Consider the following 16,336-nt stretch of genomic DNA (forward strand, 5'->3'; position numbering starts at 1 on the left):
TTTTGCCGCGTCGCATGGAACGAGGGTATGTTTCTGCGTCCTCAACATTTTCAGCAACAAGAGAGAAGCATTTATTCTCGCCTTTATCAAAGTCTGGCGGTTGTGAACCCTTACTTTTGGGGGATCTATGACTTGGATATCGACTATTCATTGTTGTCCAATGGCCAGTTTGCTTTGACTCGCTTTCAAGGTTATCTACCAACGGGTGCAGGCGTCCTGTCGCCAGAGCGAGACTCATTGCCAAAACCTAAGTGTCTAACAAGTGAAGTACGCGATGAAGTTATCTATTTAGCGGTGCCGTCTGCCACTGCATCAGGGCAGAACTTAGCAGAACGCGAAACAGCACAATGTCGATATTATGTTGATGAGGTGAGCATTAACGATACTAGTTTGAATGATGATACGAATGAAATCATTCAGATAGCAAGATTGAATACAGAACTTAAGTTAGAGTCTGAGCCGTTGGCAGGCTTTGATACTGTTGCCATTGCGCGAATACACTCTGTCACGGAAGAAGGGGCAGTCGTACTCGATAAACGTTACATCCCACCGTTGCTCAACTGTGCAGCTCATCAAGAAGTTATGCGCTCGCTAAAAGACTTACATGGAACATTAAAGCAGCGAGCTGACTCCCTGGCTGGTCGAATTGGTTCGAGTCAAAGTAGTGCCAGTTCTATCGTTGATTTTCTCATGTTACAGGTGCTTAACCGCTTTGATGGTGTACTGTCACACGTGCTTTCGACCAAACAGATTCATCCAGAATCTTTGTATTCTCAGTGCGCTGCGCTAGCGGGTGAGTTAGCGACTTTTTCCAATCAAAGCAAGCGTATGCCGACACTTCCACCTTATCAGCACGACAATCTTAGCCAAACTCTTGGAGAGCTCTTTACGGCGTTGAGCCAAAGCATGGGCACTGTCCTTGAACAAACCGCACATCAATTACCACTTGAGAGTTCGCACTATGGCATCAGATTCAGTCGACTAGAAGATAAGCTGTTGCTTGAGCAAGCTGAGTTCGTTATTGCGGTGAGAGCAGACGTCACTACCGACGAGCTTCGCGCTCGATTCCCAAATCAAGTCAAAGTGGGACCGGTTGAGCATATTCGTGATCTGATTAATAACCAGCTTTCTGGTGTGCCCGTGGCTTCATTGCCAGCCGCGCCAAGGCAAGTTCCTTATCATGCTGGCTTTCATTACTTCAAGTTAGACAAGACGAGCCAGTACTGGGCACGACTCAAAACAAGTGGCGGTATTGCTATTCATCTTTCAGGTTTGTATCCGGAGCTGGACATGCAGCTTTGGGCCATTCGTCAATAGTGTGAGCAGGATAACTAGTATGACAGACGCAACCATTATCAAACCGCGCCCTGGCTTGAGAACAGGTAACAACAAGGCCGCTCCCAGGCCACAAGTATCCTCTGATGCAACGGTGGTCGCGACACCGACAACCAATAAAACGACGCTGATGCCGCTTCCAATGTTGGGTACTAACCCATTACTTGAGAGCGCCAGTACCATTTTATCGATGGTGAATCAGGTTCGTTGTACACCGACTCATGCAGACACCAAGGTTCTCAAGCAAGCGTTCAATGATCGTTTGAACGAGTATGAGTCGAGCCTTAAATATGCACAGATAAACCAAGCAAGTTTGGATGCTGCAATGTTTTGCTTGTGCTGTTTGATTGACGAAACCGTGCTGAATACTCAGTGGGGGGAGAATCTGAGTGGGGACAAGAGAGTTTGCTGTCTATGTTGCATTCACAAACATCAGGTGGTGAGTACTTTTTTACGCTGCTCGATGATCATCTGTGTGCGCCTTTCCAACATGCCCAATTGCTTGAGCTTCAATATGTGTGTTTGAGCTTGGGGTTTGTCGGTAAGTATAAGTTTGAGCAAGTCGGGCAGCAAAAATTGGAGGAGTACCGACAGCATGTTTTTTCGTCTCTAGAGCAGGTAAATGGTGAAGTCGAAGAAAGTTTGTCTATCCAAACTTATCCGGTTGTTGAAATCAAAAATGAGAGTGAGATTGGCATACCCACATGGTTAGTTGTGAGTGTATTTGGGGCTTTGCTTCTGTCGTTATTTCTATTCAGTCGTTACACCATCAATCAACACTCTGATCCCGTGTTTAATCAAATCCAATCTTTAGCTCAATGGGCGCCAGCGCAGGAGACAGAGAGTCTTATTGATGAAGCAGAATTGCGATTACTGCAGCAGCGTCTTAACACGGAAGTGGAAAGAGGGCTTATTCGGATCGAGCCGATGAGAGACAGAGTGCGTTTCACTATTGCTTCACATGAACTTTTTGCCCCGGGAAGTGCGGATATTAAAGCGTCCTTTATCCCGATACTGCAGAAGTTATCCCGCGCGCTGGAGTCGACAGATGGACGGATTCTCATTACCGGTCATACCGATAGTCAGCCGATCATCACCAGTCGTTTTCCTTCAAACTGGCACCTTTCACTTGCAAGAGCAACCTCGGTCGCTGACACCATGTCGGTTGGGACATTATTGAGAGGGCGTCTGTGGCCGGAAGGCAGAGGCGAATCAGAGCCGGTTCAGGGTAATTCGACGCAGTCTGAGCGTGCTCAGAATCGTCGTGTTGAAGTTGATTTGTTGAACTAGGTAAGGGCGGACGTTGTTGATGGGATTGGTATTCAAAAAAATCGCGCTAGTGCTTCGTTCGAAGTGGACGCTTTTGTTAGTTGGCTTTCTTGCGTTTGCTTTCATCATTTGGTTTGGAGGCCCACTTGTCGCTATTGCTGGCAAAACGCCACTTGCAGATGCCGTAATGCGTTTGTTTGTTATTGCTGTATTTGCAGTACTGGTTGTTGGCTATCAATGGGGGCGCCATGCTGTAGAGAAAAAGCATCAACAAGCTGCGGTACAAACCTTACTCGAAGGGGAAGATGGAGAGACCACGGATGAAGCCAGCATCCATGAGGTAGATACGTTACGTGAGCGTATTCAAGCTGCGATAGAGGTTTTGAAAAAGTCGAAGCTGACTGGTGGGCTCGGCATATATCAACTTCCTTGGTACGTGATGATTGGCCCACCGGGCACCGGAAAAACCACGGCTCTGCAAAACTCGGGATTGGAATTTCCACTCAAAGATAAATTGGGTACTGACCCGCTATCGGGTGTTGGCGGGACTCGTTTTTGTGATTGGTGGTTTACCAACAGAGCCGTGCTCATTGATACAGCCGGTCGCTATACCACCCAAGATAGTCACAGTGTCAGAGATTCTAGAGCCTGGCTTGGATTTTTGGGGCTCCTTAAAAAATATCGAACTCGTCGACCGATTAATGGCGCGATTGTCACTATCAGTCTCGTTGACCTAATCCAGCAGACTCGCACTGAACGAAACCTCCATGCTCGGACGATAAAACAGCGCATATTAGAGCTCAAAAACCAACTAGGGCTGCAGTTTCCGGTCTATGTCATGTTAACCAAAGCGGATTTGGTTGCTGGATTTAGCGAGTACTTTGATGACCTAAGCGCAAGGGAGCGTGAGCAGTTTTGGGGGTGACATTCCCAATGGAGGCAAACAATCCAGAGGCGGGTGTGGTCGGCGAGTTTAATCGTGAATTTAGAAAGCTACTTGAGCAAATTCAGGCGCGTTTAAACCAGCGGTTACAGCAAGAGCGCGTGGTTGATAAACGCAGCCTTATTTTTGAATTTCCCAAGCAGCTTCAGTTGCTACAGCCTGTGATTGACGACTTTTTAAAAGAGATTTTCCTTCCAAATGCGTTTGAAGAGGCGCCAATGCTTCGTGGGGTGTTTTTAGTCAGTGCCGCTCAACAAGGTAAGCCGATAGATCAGGTCGCAGAAGGTACATCTAACCACCTAGGACTAGGGCAGATTGTGACGCCCCAACAAGCTACGGCTACCAAGGCCTTTTTTCTGAAGGATGCGTTTGAAAACATCATTTTTAAAGAGCAGTTTGTCGGAACGGTAAACCGCAAGCACCAGAAATTTACCTTGTTGGCGCAGCGAACGGTCATTGCTGTATGCAGCGCGCTTTTAATCATCTGCGGTGCGCTTTGGTATAACAGTTACCAATGGAACAAACGATTGGTTGATAGCTCTGCGTCAGCTATTGCCAAGTATCAACATTTGGTTGAGCCTGAACTGACGCTTCAAAGTGATATTTTTACGCTTGTTCAAGCATTGAATACGCTTCGTGATTTGCCTGCGGGATATTCTAATAAAATGCCCGAAGAGAGCGTGGTTAATATGGGGCTATACCAAGGTGACAAAATCGGTTTGCCTTCAAAGCTTGCCTACGAGCGCGCTTTATCGGTGTTCTTCTCTAAATATCTGACCGATGTGCTGGTCACAGAGATGCGACACAATGAGTCTTATCTTGAGTATCTCTACGAAACACTCAAAACCTACCTAATGCTGGTGGATACCACTCATCGCAACGAAGACGACATCATGAGTTGGTTCGAAGTGTATTTTGAAAGAGCCTACACCGGCGAAGTCAATCAAGTGTTGCGCAGCGAACTGCTTCTACACGTGCGTAGCTTGCTCGCATTGCCAACCAACACTGTGATTCGTGATGACGACGCTGTTACTCAAGCACGCAGTTTACTCACCGCCATGTCCTTATCTGAGCGTGCTTATCAACGCTTGAAGTTAGAATTCTTATCAAGTCATCTCCCTGATTTTAACTTACGAGATGTAGTAGGACGCCGTGGACGTCAAGTATTGTCACTTGATAACGATGTGCCTGAAACTATTCCTGGTTTCTACACCTATAACGGTTACCACGGAATATTTCGTCTAGAAAATAGTCGAGTGGTCAAACGCTTGATGGAGGACAGTTGGGTATATGGCGATCAATTAACGATAGATGAATCTACCCGTGAGGCAGTGATTGACTCGGTTAATGAACGTTATTTCAAAGACTATATTCATCATTGGCAACAGCTGTTAAGCGGTGTTCGCTTGGCCTCTTTTTCCAGTGTGCCGCAAGGCCTTGAAGTCACTCAAGCCCTTACTAGTTCGGAGCAACCAATCCAAAGCGTCATTACTGCGGCGCAACAAGAACTTCGCCTGACTCAAGTTTCGGTGGATGAAAACATTGAAGCGGCTGCAGAAGTCGCAGGCAATGTGGCAGATGTGGCGCTTCGAAACCAAAAGGCCCGTCTCAATCGCTTTATGCCTAGCGATACCGCCAAATTGAGATTGGCGTTACCCGGGCAAGAAGTTGAGGATGCGTTTATCGACTTGCTAAGCGTAACGGATGACGATCTCGCGTTGCTGTCTAAGTCGATTGTGTCCGTGGACAATTACTTAGAGGGTCTATCCGAATCTAGGCAGAAGGGCGCATTTGCGAGCTTGGCCGAAGGCGGCAGTATTTCTCGAGTGATGAGCGATATGCGAGGTGTCCAGCGCACCTTACCTAAGCCGTTTTCACAGTGGACAGCGCAGTTGGCGGCTCAAACGTCGGCATTGGCTAGCGAGGTGCTCAGGTACATGTGAACAAGCTTTGGCATCAGAGCATCTACCAAGAATATCAGAGTGCACTTTACGGCAAGTATCCCTTCAATCCAAAAGCAAAACAAGAAGCGAATATCAAAGACTTCGCTCGTTTCTTTGGCTATGGCGGCAAGTTTGATCAGTTCTTTGAACAGTACTTACAAGCTTCTGTCGACACCACAGGTAAGCGTTGGGTGCTGGAAAAAAACGTCGGAATTGACCAAGCATCACTCACTTTGTTTCAGCAGGCACGTCGAATTAGAAACATGTTTTTTGAGCCAGGAACCCAAAAGCTGCGTCTCGAATTTGGCCTTAAACCTCTCTACTTAGATGGGCACATCAATAATTTACGTGTCGAGCTTGGTGAGCAAGCGTTGATTTACCGACATGGTCCCCAGCGCGTCTCTCAATTTGTTTGGCCAGCACCCTCAAAATCGGATACTCGATTGTCGTTTGTTCCTCCTAAGTCAGGCCATGCAGTCTCAGAAACTTATCGTGGAGATTGGGGCTTGTTTAGGATGCTTGACCAACTTGCAGCGCAGCGTCCGGAGTCTCGCTCAGACAATGTGCTGGATATCGTTATTAAAGGTAATCGCGCCAAGCTAGTACTGATTCCAGCGACGACGCAACACCCTTTTTGGTCGTCAGATTTAACGAGGTTTGTATGTCCCAGCAAGCTTTAAAAGGCTTTGGTTATTTTGGAAAAGTGCCTACTCGTGGTGACTTTATTCAAAGTCAGCTACCGGAAGAGTTTGTCTCTGCTTGGCGAGAATGGTTGCAAGCGGTGACAGCTGTGAGTCGTGAACAATTGGCAGACAATTGGCTTGAGCTCTATTTAATCAGCCCTATCTGGCACTTTTCGCTCGCACCACAAGTGTGTGGAGAACCTGCAGTGATAGGCACCTTGATGCCAAGTGTTGATCAGGTTGGCCGCCATTTTTATATGACGATTGCCAAGCCAGTACAGGGAGATCATTTGGCGTATTGGGAAGACAGGCAGTGGAGCGAAAGCGCGGAAAGCAAAATCTTGCATCTTTTAGAAGATGATATCGATGTGGTTCGGTGGGCTGATGGACTAAAAGTGGTCGACTGGGTCGAGAGCATAGAAGAGAGCGGCTCAGTACAAGACTTTTCTTCTGCCTCAGAGCAAATGATATTGGTGGCCAATCAATCGGTAACAGTGTCCCAGCTAAATCGTCAACTGCTTAAGTCACGGTTTCAGCGTCCTTGTGTCTGGTGGACTCAAGGCTCAGAGCACATTCCGGCGTGCACGATAGTGTCTGAGAGTTTGCCTATGGTGAGCCAGTTTTCAGCCATGTTGGATGGCAATTGGTCACAGTGGGGGTGGTAGTGGGGAATCAACATCAAGGCTTCGTGTTTTCCAGTTTTGTTAAGTCGCACCCGGGTAAGGTTCGTCCACACAATGAAGACCGCGCTAGCGGATGGGATGAATCTGGTGTTTGGGTGGTCGCTGATGGTATGGGAGGCCACGAAGCGGGTGATATTGCAAGTCAAATGGTGATTGACGGGATAAAGGAATATTTAGATTTCACACCAAGTTCATTCGTTGATAGTGACGGACTGATAGCAGCGTTAGAGCGCATCAATCTTTCAATACTTGAATACTCGCAGCGATGTCACCTGGGAAAAACTGTGGGCACAACGGTGGTTGTACTGCTGATTAAAGAGGGACTGTTTCATTGTTTGTGGCTGGGTGACAGCAGAATGTATTTGATGAGGCACGGCCACTTTGCACGAAAAACGCGAGATCACAGCCAGGTCATGGAGATGGTAGATCAAGGGCTGATACAAGAGCGAGACGCAGAAAACCATCCTCTGTCAAATGTGATTACTCGTGCGCTCGGCGTATCAAGCGATTTGGTGGTGTCACAAGTGTCAGGTCAACTGCTTGTTGGCGACGTTTTTTTGCTTTGCTCAGATGGATTAACCAAAGAGCTTTCGGATAACGAAATAGCTAAGTGCTTATCGGCAAATGATATTAACGAGTCTGGGTTGGCAATGATGCACTCTGCATTGGTAAAAGGAGCCAGTGACAATGTGTCTTGTGTTGTCACTAAAGTCGAGTTTGAGCCACAGCAAAGTACAAGGAACCGCGATGACGACACGGTACCCGTGTTTGCTCACCGTAGCTAGAGGAAGACAGGATGTTTATTGAACCGCCAAGTATCGACCTTGAGCAGTTAAAAGCGCCAATTTCTAACGACTTACCGTGTGGAAGTGACCCTAGAACGGATTTATCGCCGCTGTCGGTTTATTTCTCATTGAAAGATGTGCGTAGCCAGGCTCGCAGCGCGGAGAGAGCGGCGCTGGTGGATAACGAGCCGTTACTGAGCCTCGCTCACTTATGGGATCCGATCATGGAGTCGGTACCTAATGCTCTAGTCGAGGATTGTCGAGATCTTGAACTGGCAGCTTGGTTGATTGAAGCCAGTATTCGCCGTTCAAGTTTTAAAGGCTTGGCGCTTGGATGTGACGTTGCCAGTGTCTTGATTGAAAACCATTGGCACGAGCTCTATCCAGAGCAAGACGAAGATGGACCGGTAAGTAAAGTGCTGCCGTTATTGGGGCTTAATGGTATGGACGGAGAGGGGACGCTATTGATGCCAATTGCATCGCTGCCTCTCACGGAACTTATCGAAGATCGACAGTATTCACTGTGGGAGTTTGAACAAGCCTCTGACATCGAACGTTTAGACAAAGATAAACGAGAGCAAAAACACAGTGCGGGCGCGGTCAGTCTTGAGGAAATCAAGACCAATGTTAAGGCGAGCTCTGCCCACTATTTTTCTTCGTTGCTGGAAGATATTGAGCAAGCACAGCGTGCCTATCAGCGCTTGACTATGGCCATAGATGGCGCGGTAGGCACGCCCCAACCAAGCTCTCACATCACCCGGCGGTTAACCGCTTGTAAGGATGCGGTGTTGTTCCTTGCTGAAGATAAGTTGGCGGAACACACCAAGCAAAATGATACCAGTGAGATTTCTGGTGAAGGCGCGATTGAGCCAATTCCAGACAACCAGAGTGGACAGGTTTCGGTTAATGCAGCGATCCAAAACCGCATGGACGCGATTGCGCAGCTCGAGAAAATTGCTTCGTTTTTTAAGCAAACAGAGCCTCACTCCCCCATGGCTTATGGCATCGAACAAGTCGTTCGCTGGAGTGAGATGACGCTGCCCGATCTGCTTCAAGAGTTGATTTCTGATAAGGACGCTCGCACAGGATACTTCCGATTAACGGGAATTCGTGCAGAGCAACAAGAATAGCGTGGCGCTGATAGTAAGGCGTGAAAGTGAAGATAAAGGAGAACGTAATGGATAGTATCCACGGCAAACTATCTCGGGTGCGCAAGCCGAGAGTTCATATTACTTATGATGTAGAAACCGAAGGAACAGCGGTAAAAAAGGAATTGCCCTTCGTGGTTGGCGTGATGGGAGACTTTGCTGGTGACAATCAAGCCGCTTTGAAGCCCTTAAAAGAGCGTCGCTTCATTCAAATTGATCGCGATAACTTCGATGATGTGCTCAAACGTATGAACCCAAAATTGAAATTCGCGGTGGACAATAAGCTTGCCAATGATGGTACTGAGCTTGAAGTTGATTTGGAATTTAGCGCAATGCACGATTTTGACCCTGCTGCGGTCGTTAACCAAGTCGAGCCCCTTCGTAAACTGATGGACACCCGCAATAAACTTAGAGATCTGATGACCAAAGTGGATCGTTCAGAAGATCTGGAAAATATCCTCGAACAAGTACTGAACAACACCGAATCGCTTAACGATCTTGCTAGTCAGCTAGACACTCAACCAGAGAAGGAGCCGAGCGAATGAGTACAGAAGCACAAGCCACTCTCGAACCGACAGTTGAAGCAACCAGCACCACGATATTGCAGCAGGCCATTGTAGCGACTAAGCAAACCGATACCTCTCGCTCTGAAGAGCTACTTCGCACTCTGACCGAAGAAGCGCTCAATGGCACTGTTACTTGGAACAAGAACTTAACCGTCACATTCCGTGAAGCGATTGCAGGGATTGATGAGCAGATCTCCAAACAGCTAGCAGAAGTTATGCACCACAACAGTTTTCAAAAGTTAGAAGGCTCTTGGCGTGGGTTGCAGTACTTGACGGTCAATTCGGACACCAGTCAAACACTCAAAATTCGTGTGCTAAGCATGAACAAATCTGAGCTCTATAAAGATCTTAGTAAGGCTGTTGAGTTTGACCAAAGCCAAATATTCAAAAAGGTGTACGAATCTGAGTTTGGAACGCCTGGGGGCGAGCCATATGGCGCCTTAGTCGGCGATTATGAATTTACCAATCACCCTAAAGATATTGAGTCGCTAAGCTTGATGTCCAACGTTGCCGCTGCTGGATTCACACCATTTTTGTCAGCAGCGTCGCCTGCGCTATTTGGGTTTGATAATTGGACTGAACTGTCCAAACCGCGCGACTTGGAAAAAGTGTTCGAGTCATTGGAATACACCAAGTGGCGCTCATTCAGAGAAAGCCCAGATTCACGCTTTGTTACTCTTGCCATGCCTCGCGTGCTAGCGCGTCTGCCATATGGCGAATCGACCACGCCTATCGAAGAGTTTCGATATGAAGAGTTCGATCTTGATGACAAATCGGGTATGGCGAAGAACACCGAACATGACAAATATTGCTGGATGAACGCTTCTTATGTGCTAGGTGCGCGAATGACAGAAGCATTCTCTACTTATGGATTCTGTACCGCAATTCGCGGCGCAGAGGGAGGCGGTAAGGTCAGCAATCTTCCTTCTCACGTATTTGTGTCAGATGACGGAGATCCGGATCTGAAATGTCCAACGGAAATCGGTATCACAGACAGACGAGAGGCAGAGCTGAGTAAGCTTGGTTTCTTACCACTGTGTCACTATAAAAATACCGATTACGCCGTGTTCTTTGGTGCGCAAACCTGTCAAAAACCTCAGAAATATAACAACCCTGATGTAACGGCAAACGCGGCCATTTCGGCACGACTTCCATACATCATGGCCACGTCTCGATTTGCGCATTATTTGAAAGTCATGGCTCGCGACAAGATCGGCAGCTATATGGAAGCAGAAGACGTCGAAAACTGGCTCAATCGCTGGATTTTGAGTTATGTGAATGCCTCTGAAGGCGGCGGCCAAGAGATCAGGCTAAATACCCGTTAGCTGATGCCAAAGTTCAAGTTCGAGAAATACCTGGAGCCCCGGGCTCGTACAATGCGGTCGCATGGCTTCGCCCATGGTTGCAAATGGAAGAGCTGACTACGTCGCTAAGACTGGTCGCTAAAATTCCGGAAATTGGCGGCTAAGGAGTAGGCGAACTCTAAAGAGTTCGCCGTGATGACTATGCATAAACATCGAAGCGCTAACGACTCCAACGCAGCAAAGCCTAATGTCGCCAAGGCCTTGCTGCTGCGAGCCATTGCCGATATAGATGAAGCGATCAACGAGCAAGTTAACGCAATTTTGCATCATGAGCGCTTTCAACAAATGGAAGCAAGTTGGCGCGGGTTACGTTATTTGTGTGATCAAGCTGGGACGCAAGACAATCACTCTACTTGCAAAGTTAAGCTACTCAATGTGAGCTGGCGTGATTTGTGCCGAGATTCTGCACGGGCGATAGACTTTGATCAAAGTGATCTCTTTCGTCACCTTTACACCGCTGAATTTAGTACGCCAGGTGGCGAGCCGTTTGGGCTAGTCATTGGTGATTATCAAATAACGCACCGTCCCAGAAAAGGTTATCCAGCGGGTGATTTACAAGTTTTAAGAACGATAAGTCATGTCTGCGCGGCGGCATTTGCCCCGTTTATTACCTCAGCTCAGGCGTCACTTTTTGGAGTGAATCATTTCAGTGAGCTAGCTTCTGTACAAGATATCGGAGCACAGTTCTCGCAGCCTGAATACGGTCAGTGGCAAGCGCTTCGAGCGATGGAAGATTCAAGGTTTCTTGCCATCGCTGCGCCAAATATATTGATGCGAGAGCCACACAAGCAAAGTGGCTTTGGTTTAGCCGCTTCTCAGTTTCGAGAAACCATTGTCTGCTCCGAGCGAGATTATCTTTGGGGAAATGCAGCTTATGGGGTGGCAGGCGTTGCAGTGCGAGCATTTCGAGAATCAGGGTGGTTTAGCCAAATACGAGGCATGCAACCTAGTAAGCTGAAGCATGGCTTAATGGTTGAAATCCCGAGGAGCGGCTTTGAGCACTCGAGAAGCTCACATTCGGCAAGGCCGAGTGTCAATTTACAAGTTGGCGATCGACTGGAAGCAGAACTCTCCGACAATGGCTTTATCGCCATTTCGACGTTACCCCATACGCCTCACTTGGTGCTGTACAGCAACACCACAGTTAACTTACCCGTCTCTTTCGATAAGCAAAGCGCTTCGGTCAATGCCCGCCTTTCTTCCATGTTGCAATACATGCTTTGTGTGGCGCGTTTTGCTCATTACCTCAAGGTTATGGGGCGCGACAAAGTTGGGGGTTACAACACGGCGCAGCATATCGAGAATGAAATGCAGCGCTGGCTACATCAGTACACAGCGGCATCGGATGAAGCATCGGACGAGATTCGAGCCAAGTATCCCTTAAATGAGGCCAAAATTCAGGTCAAAGAGCAGCAAGCAAAGCCCGGTCATTACTACTCTGTTATCCATCTTCGCCCCCATTTTCAGTTGGAACATATGGTCTCCAACATCCGGTTGATTACGGAGTTATCACCCATTTTTACCCAAGTAGGATAAAGGATGCAAAATACCATTAATCGGCTCATTCAAGATGGGCAGTTGAACCAAGCGCTATCAGTGGTTACGGAGCAGCTTAAACAAGAGCCCGGTAATCATGAGTTACGCAGCAGTTTTATCGAGTTGCTGTGCATTGATGGCCAACTAGAGCGCGCTGACCAGCAGCTGGATCTGATTGTCAAACAAGCTCCAGAGATGTTGCCGGGTGTGGTAAACCTCCGGCAAATTGTGCGAGCCGCGCAAGCAAGACTCGATTTTGCCAAAGGTGGAGATACAGCTGCGACTATCGGCAAGCCCGGTGAAAGCTTTTCCGCGTTATTGAAGCTTAGAGTAGCACTGCGAGAGAACAACGCTGATGAGGTGCAAAGCTGCGCTCAACGGATGGAACAAACCCGTGACAATGTTTCGCTAAAGGTGAATGGCTTGCACCGGTCTTTGATTCGGGATGTGGATGATACGTTAGCCGGTTTTGTCGAGATGTTTGGTACCAACGGCAAATATTACCTTATCCCTATTTCGCAAGTGTCGAACCTGGAGATGTTGCCCGCGAAGTCGCTTTTTGAGCTCATTTGGCGCAGAGCGAAGGTTGAGGTAAGTAGCGGCGATTGCGGAGAGGTCTTTGTTCCGTTGACTTACGTTGCGAGTGACAGTGAGGCAGAGAAGTTAGCTAGAGAGACGGACTGGCAGAAAGTACTAGATACCGATGTTTATCAGGGTAGAGGGAGAAAGCTGTGGCTGGTCGATGATGGCGCAATGGAGCTCTTTGAACTGAAATCGATGTTGAGAGCAGAAACCCTTGAGGCGATGGAATAATGGCGAGTCTGTTGAGTTCACCGTTATTTGACCGACTGGAACAAAGTCACTCCGAGAGGAGTAAACAGTCTCATCGCCAGCGACTGCGCAATGCGATTCGACGCGACCTTGAAGGGTTATTGAATGCCAAGGTGAGTTGGTTAACTTGGCCTGAATGGTATCACCAACTGGATCAATCATTACTGAACTATGGGCTGCCCGATTTCTCCTCGATGCCATTGAGTAGTCAGGATGGCCGTGAACGTCTGTGTGCCACAATCGAAGAAACGATAGCCAAGTTTGAGCCTCGCCTGACGGAGGTTTCAGTTGAAGCTGTGGATGATGAAGCATCGCTAGAGCGGGTACTAAAAATAAAAATTCATGCTCTATGTGTTGGGGAGTATGAAGCGGAACCCATTGTGTTCGACTCCCAAGTGGAGCCAGTTTGCCTTGGCATATCGGTGTCGGAGTAGTCATGAGTGATGAGCTATTGAAGTACTACAATCGAGAACTCGCCTTTCTAAGAAATATGGGAAGTGAGTTTGCCGAACGACATCCTAAGATTGCTGGCAATCTAAAGATGAGCGGTGAGCATATTGAGGATCCCCATGTATCTCGATTGCTCGAAGGTGTCGCTCTACTGACGGCTCAGATAAGGCAAAAATTGGACGACAGTTTTCCTGAGTTAACGGAGGCTTTAGTCGGAAAACTCTTTCCTGACTATCACGCACCCATTCCGTCTAGCTCGATTATTAAGCTGACGACTGAGAATATGACCGATAACGGCCTAACGATTCCATCGGATACAAAGGTCGAGTCTATAGCCGATGGCTATAAAAACTGCCTATTTAAGACTTGTTACGACACTAAGCTTTGGCCGGCTGAAATCTCGTTGGCAAAGTTCAGTGGCGCGCCTTTTGAGGCGCCTAAACCTGCGTTTGATGCTGCGGCTTTATCCGTACTCAAGCTGCGACTAAGCAGCAATTATTCCGATATTAAACTCAAAGATATTGGTATAGATAGGCTGAGGCTTTACTTAAATGGGCAGCCTCAGCTTAGCTATGAGCTCTATCAGCTGCTTAATCAATCATTGGTCGGCATCGCTTTGTCGCCAGTCAGCAGCTTAAAACCCATTACGTATCTTTCTCCGAAACATATCGCTCCAGTTGGGTTTGAAAGCAACCAGAAAGTGGTGCCTTATGGTGATAAGTCGTTTGATGGCTATCGTTTATTGGTTGAATATTTTGTTTGTCCTGAAAAGTTCTTATTTGTCGATGTAAACGAGTTGCAACCGGATTGGTTTGGCGATGAAAGTGATGTCGATATTTATCTGTATTTTGATCGCGATTCAGAATTACTAGTCAAACAGCTTACCGCTCAAAATGTGCTACTCGGCTGCGTACCCATAGTGAACACCTTCGATACTGAGCTCGAACCTATTCGGCTAAATCCGGCTTACTTCGAGCACAAGTTGGTGGCACGCAATCAAGATACCGACAGTTCGGAAATTATTTCTATAAGACATGTGGAGGCCTATGATCAACATGATAGCCAAGTTGATGTATCGCCTTTCTACGGCTCGGCTTGTCATGATGAAGCTTCAGCTTTGTATTGGACGTTGCGTCGAGAGGTAACAAATGGCAGTGAGCAGGGCACTGATTCGTTTCTTTCGATGGTGACTAGCACGGCTAAGCCTATAGAACTGGATAGACAAGAGCGTTGGTTGGTGAATGTGAGCGCAACGTGCAGCAACCGCAATCTGCCTAGCCAATTGCCGACCCGTAAAGAGCAGCTCACGCTCTTGGTTCCAAGTTACCAAGACCTTTTGAAAACCAATACACGTTGTTTGAAGTCCTTCAGTAAACCGGTGAGACCGAAGATGTTTGAGTCGTCGCGCTGGCAATTGGTCAGTCAACTATCCCTCAATCACTTTGCTAATGATCCGGATGGGAAGATGCTGAAAACAGTGCTGCAGCTTTATGATTTCACACACGCGCCGCAAACCAAAGTTCTGCTTGAATCTATTCGCAAGGTTGAGTTGCGAAGTTCTACAGCGCGAGTAAGGCAATCTGGAAGAGCTGGCATATGCCAAGGAAGCGAGATGATGATTGAGTTCTCAGGTCGTGATGTGTCTGGGAGTCAGTTGTTTTTCTTCGGGCAAGTACTGGCGCACTTTTTAGCTCAGTATGTGGTGGTAAACAGTTTTTGTCGGTTAACGATTAGATTGACCGGAGTTCATGAGCCAGTGCACTGCTGGCCAGCAATGTCGGGTACGCAGGAGTTGCTGTGAGTGCGCTTAATGGTCAAGGACTGGAAACGATTGAGCAGTTTCACCACTATGTCGCCGCACTTGAAAATGCGCTAGCGGGTAAAGAGGGACGAGTGGGTTCAGATGCATTGCCAAGCTCTGAGTTGCTGCGTTTTCGATCTTGTACCCATTTGGGTTTCCCAGGCAAAGCGGTTGAAAAAATAGTCGAACCGAATGACGAGCGAAGCCAATATACGCTCTTCGTCGGCTTCTTAGGTCTGATCGGTCCAAGTGGCGCAATGCCAAGGCACTTTAGTGAGAGAGCGTTGCGGGAAACGAAAAAGAGAGAGGCGGCCACCGCAGATTTTCTCGACATTTTTCATCACCGCTTGATCGCTTTGTATCACCGTGCCTGGGAAAAACATCACCATCCAACGCTATATCAGCATTATCTACAAACTGGCGTGCCAGATGCGATTACTCGAATGTTATTTGTTATTTCGGGGGCTCAAAGTGATCTTGAAGCACGTTATGCAGGGCTTTTGGCCCATCCTAACCGAAACACTAAAAGCCTCAAACAAATCCTTGAGCAGATGTCGGGGTGTGATGTTGATGTAGAGGAGCGAGTGGGGCGATGGTTGCACGTAGAGCCCGATCAGCAAAGTCGGCTCGCAAGTCGAGTTGAAGAACGTGGGCAGTTTGCATGTTTAGGAGAAGGAGTCTTGGTGGGGAAGCGCGTATGGGATGTGAACTCAACCATTGCCATTACATTACGTACCCATAGTCGCACTCAAGCTGAGCGTTTTATGCCTAAGTCTCCTGCCCTGAAGATTCTTAAGGGTATAACCAAAGCCTACTTGCCAACCCACATTCACTCTGTTTGGCAACTGGCGGTGAAAACGGGTGATTTGCCAGTGTCGACCGTTGGAGCGACAGACGTTGGTTTAGGGCACGGCACTTTGCTGGCTTACCCAGCAAAACGTGGACATCAAATCATTAATATTTCAATTGGAACTGGGCAGTAAAAGGAAAACAGGACGT

The 16,336-nt window shown here is 47.8% G+C and carries 12 protein-coding genes and 3 pseudogenes; all 15 read left to right on the plus strand.

Annotated features, from left to right (window positions below; genetic code table 11):
- Positions 1-1,317: type VI secretion system baseplate subunit TssK (gene tssK, locus TZ48_RS02450; RefSeq protein ID WP_239670675.1), on the plus strand; the 1,317-nt coding region annotated here is incomplete at its 5' end.
- Between the two features lie 208 nt (positions 1,318-1,525).
- Positions 1,526-2,139 (plus strand): annotated as a pseudogene (gene icmH / locus TZ48_RS24660) (type IVB secretion system protein IcmH/DotU); the annotation flags it as partial.
- Positions 2,125-2,625 carry a type VI secretion system protein TssL, long form gene (tssL, locus tag TZ48_RS24665; RefSeq protein ID WP_275426401.1) on the plus strand — a complete coding sequence of 167 codons (501 nt, stop codon included), beginning with the start codon at positions 2,125-2,127 and terminating at the stop codon, positions 2,623-2,625. The pseudogene icmH and the gene tssL, both read left to right, overlap by 15 nt.
- 19 nt (positions 2,626-2,644) lie before the next feature.
- A pseudogene (tssM, locus tag TZ48_RS02460) lies at positions 2,645-5,490 on the plus strand (type VI secretion system membrane subunit TssM).
- Positions 5,487-6,170 (plus strand): type VI secretion IcmF C-terminal domain-containing protein, encoded by a 684-nt coding sequence (locus tag TZ48_RS24670; RefSeq protein ID WP_239670676.1) that lies wholly within the window; start codon positions 5,487-5,489, stop codon positions 6,168-6,170. Before tssM ends, TZ48_RS24670 begins: the two are co-directional and overlap by 4 nt.
- A complete protein-coding gene (gene tagF, locus TZ48_RS02465) occupies positions 6,152-6,838 on the plus strand; it encodes a type VI secretion system-associated protein TagF (RefSeq protein ID WP_112478140.1) in 687 nt (228 codons plus the stop codon). The genes TZ48_RS24670 and tagF overlap by 19 nt, the downstream gene beginning before the upstream one ends.
- The gene (locus tag TZ48_RS02470) at positions 6,838-7,641 is read left to right on the plus strand and encodes a PP2C family protein-serine/threonine phosphatase (protein ID WP_112478141.1); all 804 of its coding nucleotides are present in this window, start codon (positions 6,838-6,840) and stop codon (positions 7,639-7,641) included. Before tagF ends, TZ48_RS02470 begins: the two co-directional genes overlap by 1 nt.
- An 11-nt stretch (positions 7,642-7,652) precedes the next feature.
- Positions 7,653-8,771, plus strand: a complete 1,119-nt coding sequence (tssA, locus tag TZ48_RS02475) for a type VI secretion system protein TssA (protein WP_112478142.1) — start codon at positions 7,653-7,655, stop codon at positions 8,769-8,771.
- Between the two features lie 47 nt (positions 8,772-8,818).
- The gene (gene tssB, locus TZ48_RS02480; RefSeq protein WP_112478143.1) at positions 8,819-9,334 is read left to right on the plus strand and encodes a type VI secretion system contractile sheath small subunit; all 516 of its coding nucleotides are present in this window, start codon (positions 8,819-8,821) and stop codon (positions 9,332-9,334) included.
- A pseudogene (gene tssC, locus TZ48_RS02485) lies at positions 9,331-10,823 on the plus strand (type VI secretion system contractile sheath large subunit). The gene tssB and the pseudogene tssC (TZ48_RS02485) overlap by 4 nt, the downstream one beginning before the upstream one ends.
- 31 nt (positions 10,824-10,854) lie before the next feature.
- Positions 10,855-12,255: a type VI secretion system contractile sheath large subunit gene (tssC, locus tag TZ48_RS02490; protein WP_112478144.1), complete on the plus strand. Its 1,401-nt coding sequence runs from the start codon at positions 10,855-10,857 to the stop codon at positions 12,253-12,255.
- Between the two features lie 3 nt (positions 12,256-12,258).
- The gene (locus tag TZ48_RS02495) at positions 12,259-13,068 is read left to right on the plus strand and encodes a type VI secretion system accessory protein TagJ (RefSeq protein WP_112478145.1); all 810 of its coding nucleotides are present in this window, start codon (positions 12,259-12,261) and stop codon (positions 13,066-13,068) included.
- The gene (gene tssE, locus TZ48_RS02500; RefSeq protein ID WP_112478146.1) at positions 13,068-13,520 is read left to right on the plus strand and encodes a type VI secretion system baseplate subunit TssE; all 453 of its coding nucleotides are present in this window, start codon (positions 13,068-13,070) and stop codon (positions 13,518-13,520) included. The genes TZ48_RS02495 and tssE overlap by 1 nt, the downstream gene beginning before the upstream one ends.
- A 2-nt stretch (positions 13,521-13,522) precedes the next feature.
- Positions 13,523-15,337: a type VI secretion system baseplate subunit TssF gene (gene tssF / locus TZ48_RS02505; protein WP_112478147.1), complete on the plus strand. Its 1,815-nt coding sequence runs from the start codon at positions 13,523-13,525 to the stop codon at positions 15,335-15,337.
- Positions 15,334-16,320, plus strand: a complete 987-nt coding sequence (gene tssG / locus TZ48_RS02510) for a type VI secretion system baseplate subunit TssG (protein WP_162674467.1) — start codon at positions 15,334-15,336, stop codon at positions 16,318-16,320. Before tssF ends, tssG begins: the two co-directional genes overlap by 4 nt.
- The last annotated feature ends 16 nt before the right edge of the window (positions 16,321-16,336 follow it).

Source organism: Vibrio variabilis, from assembly GCF_003263785.1.
Lineage (GTDB): Bacteria > Pseudomonadota > Gammaproteobacteria > Enterobacterales > Vibrionaceae > Vibrio > Vibrio variabilis.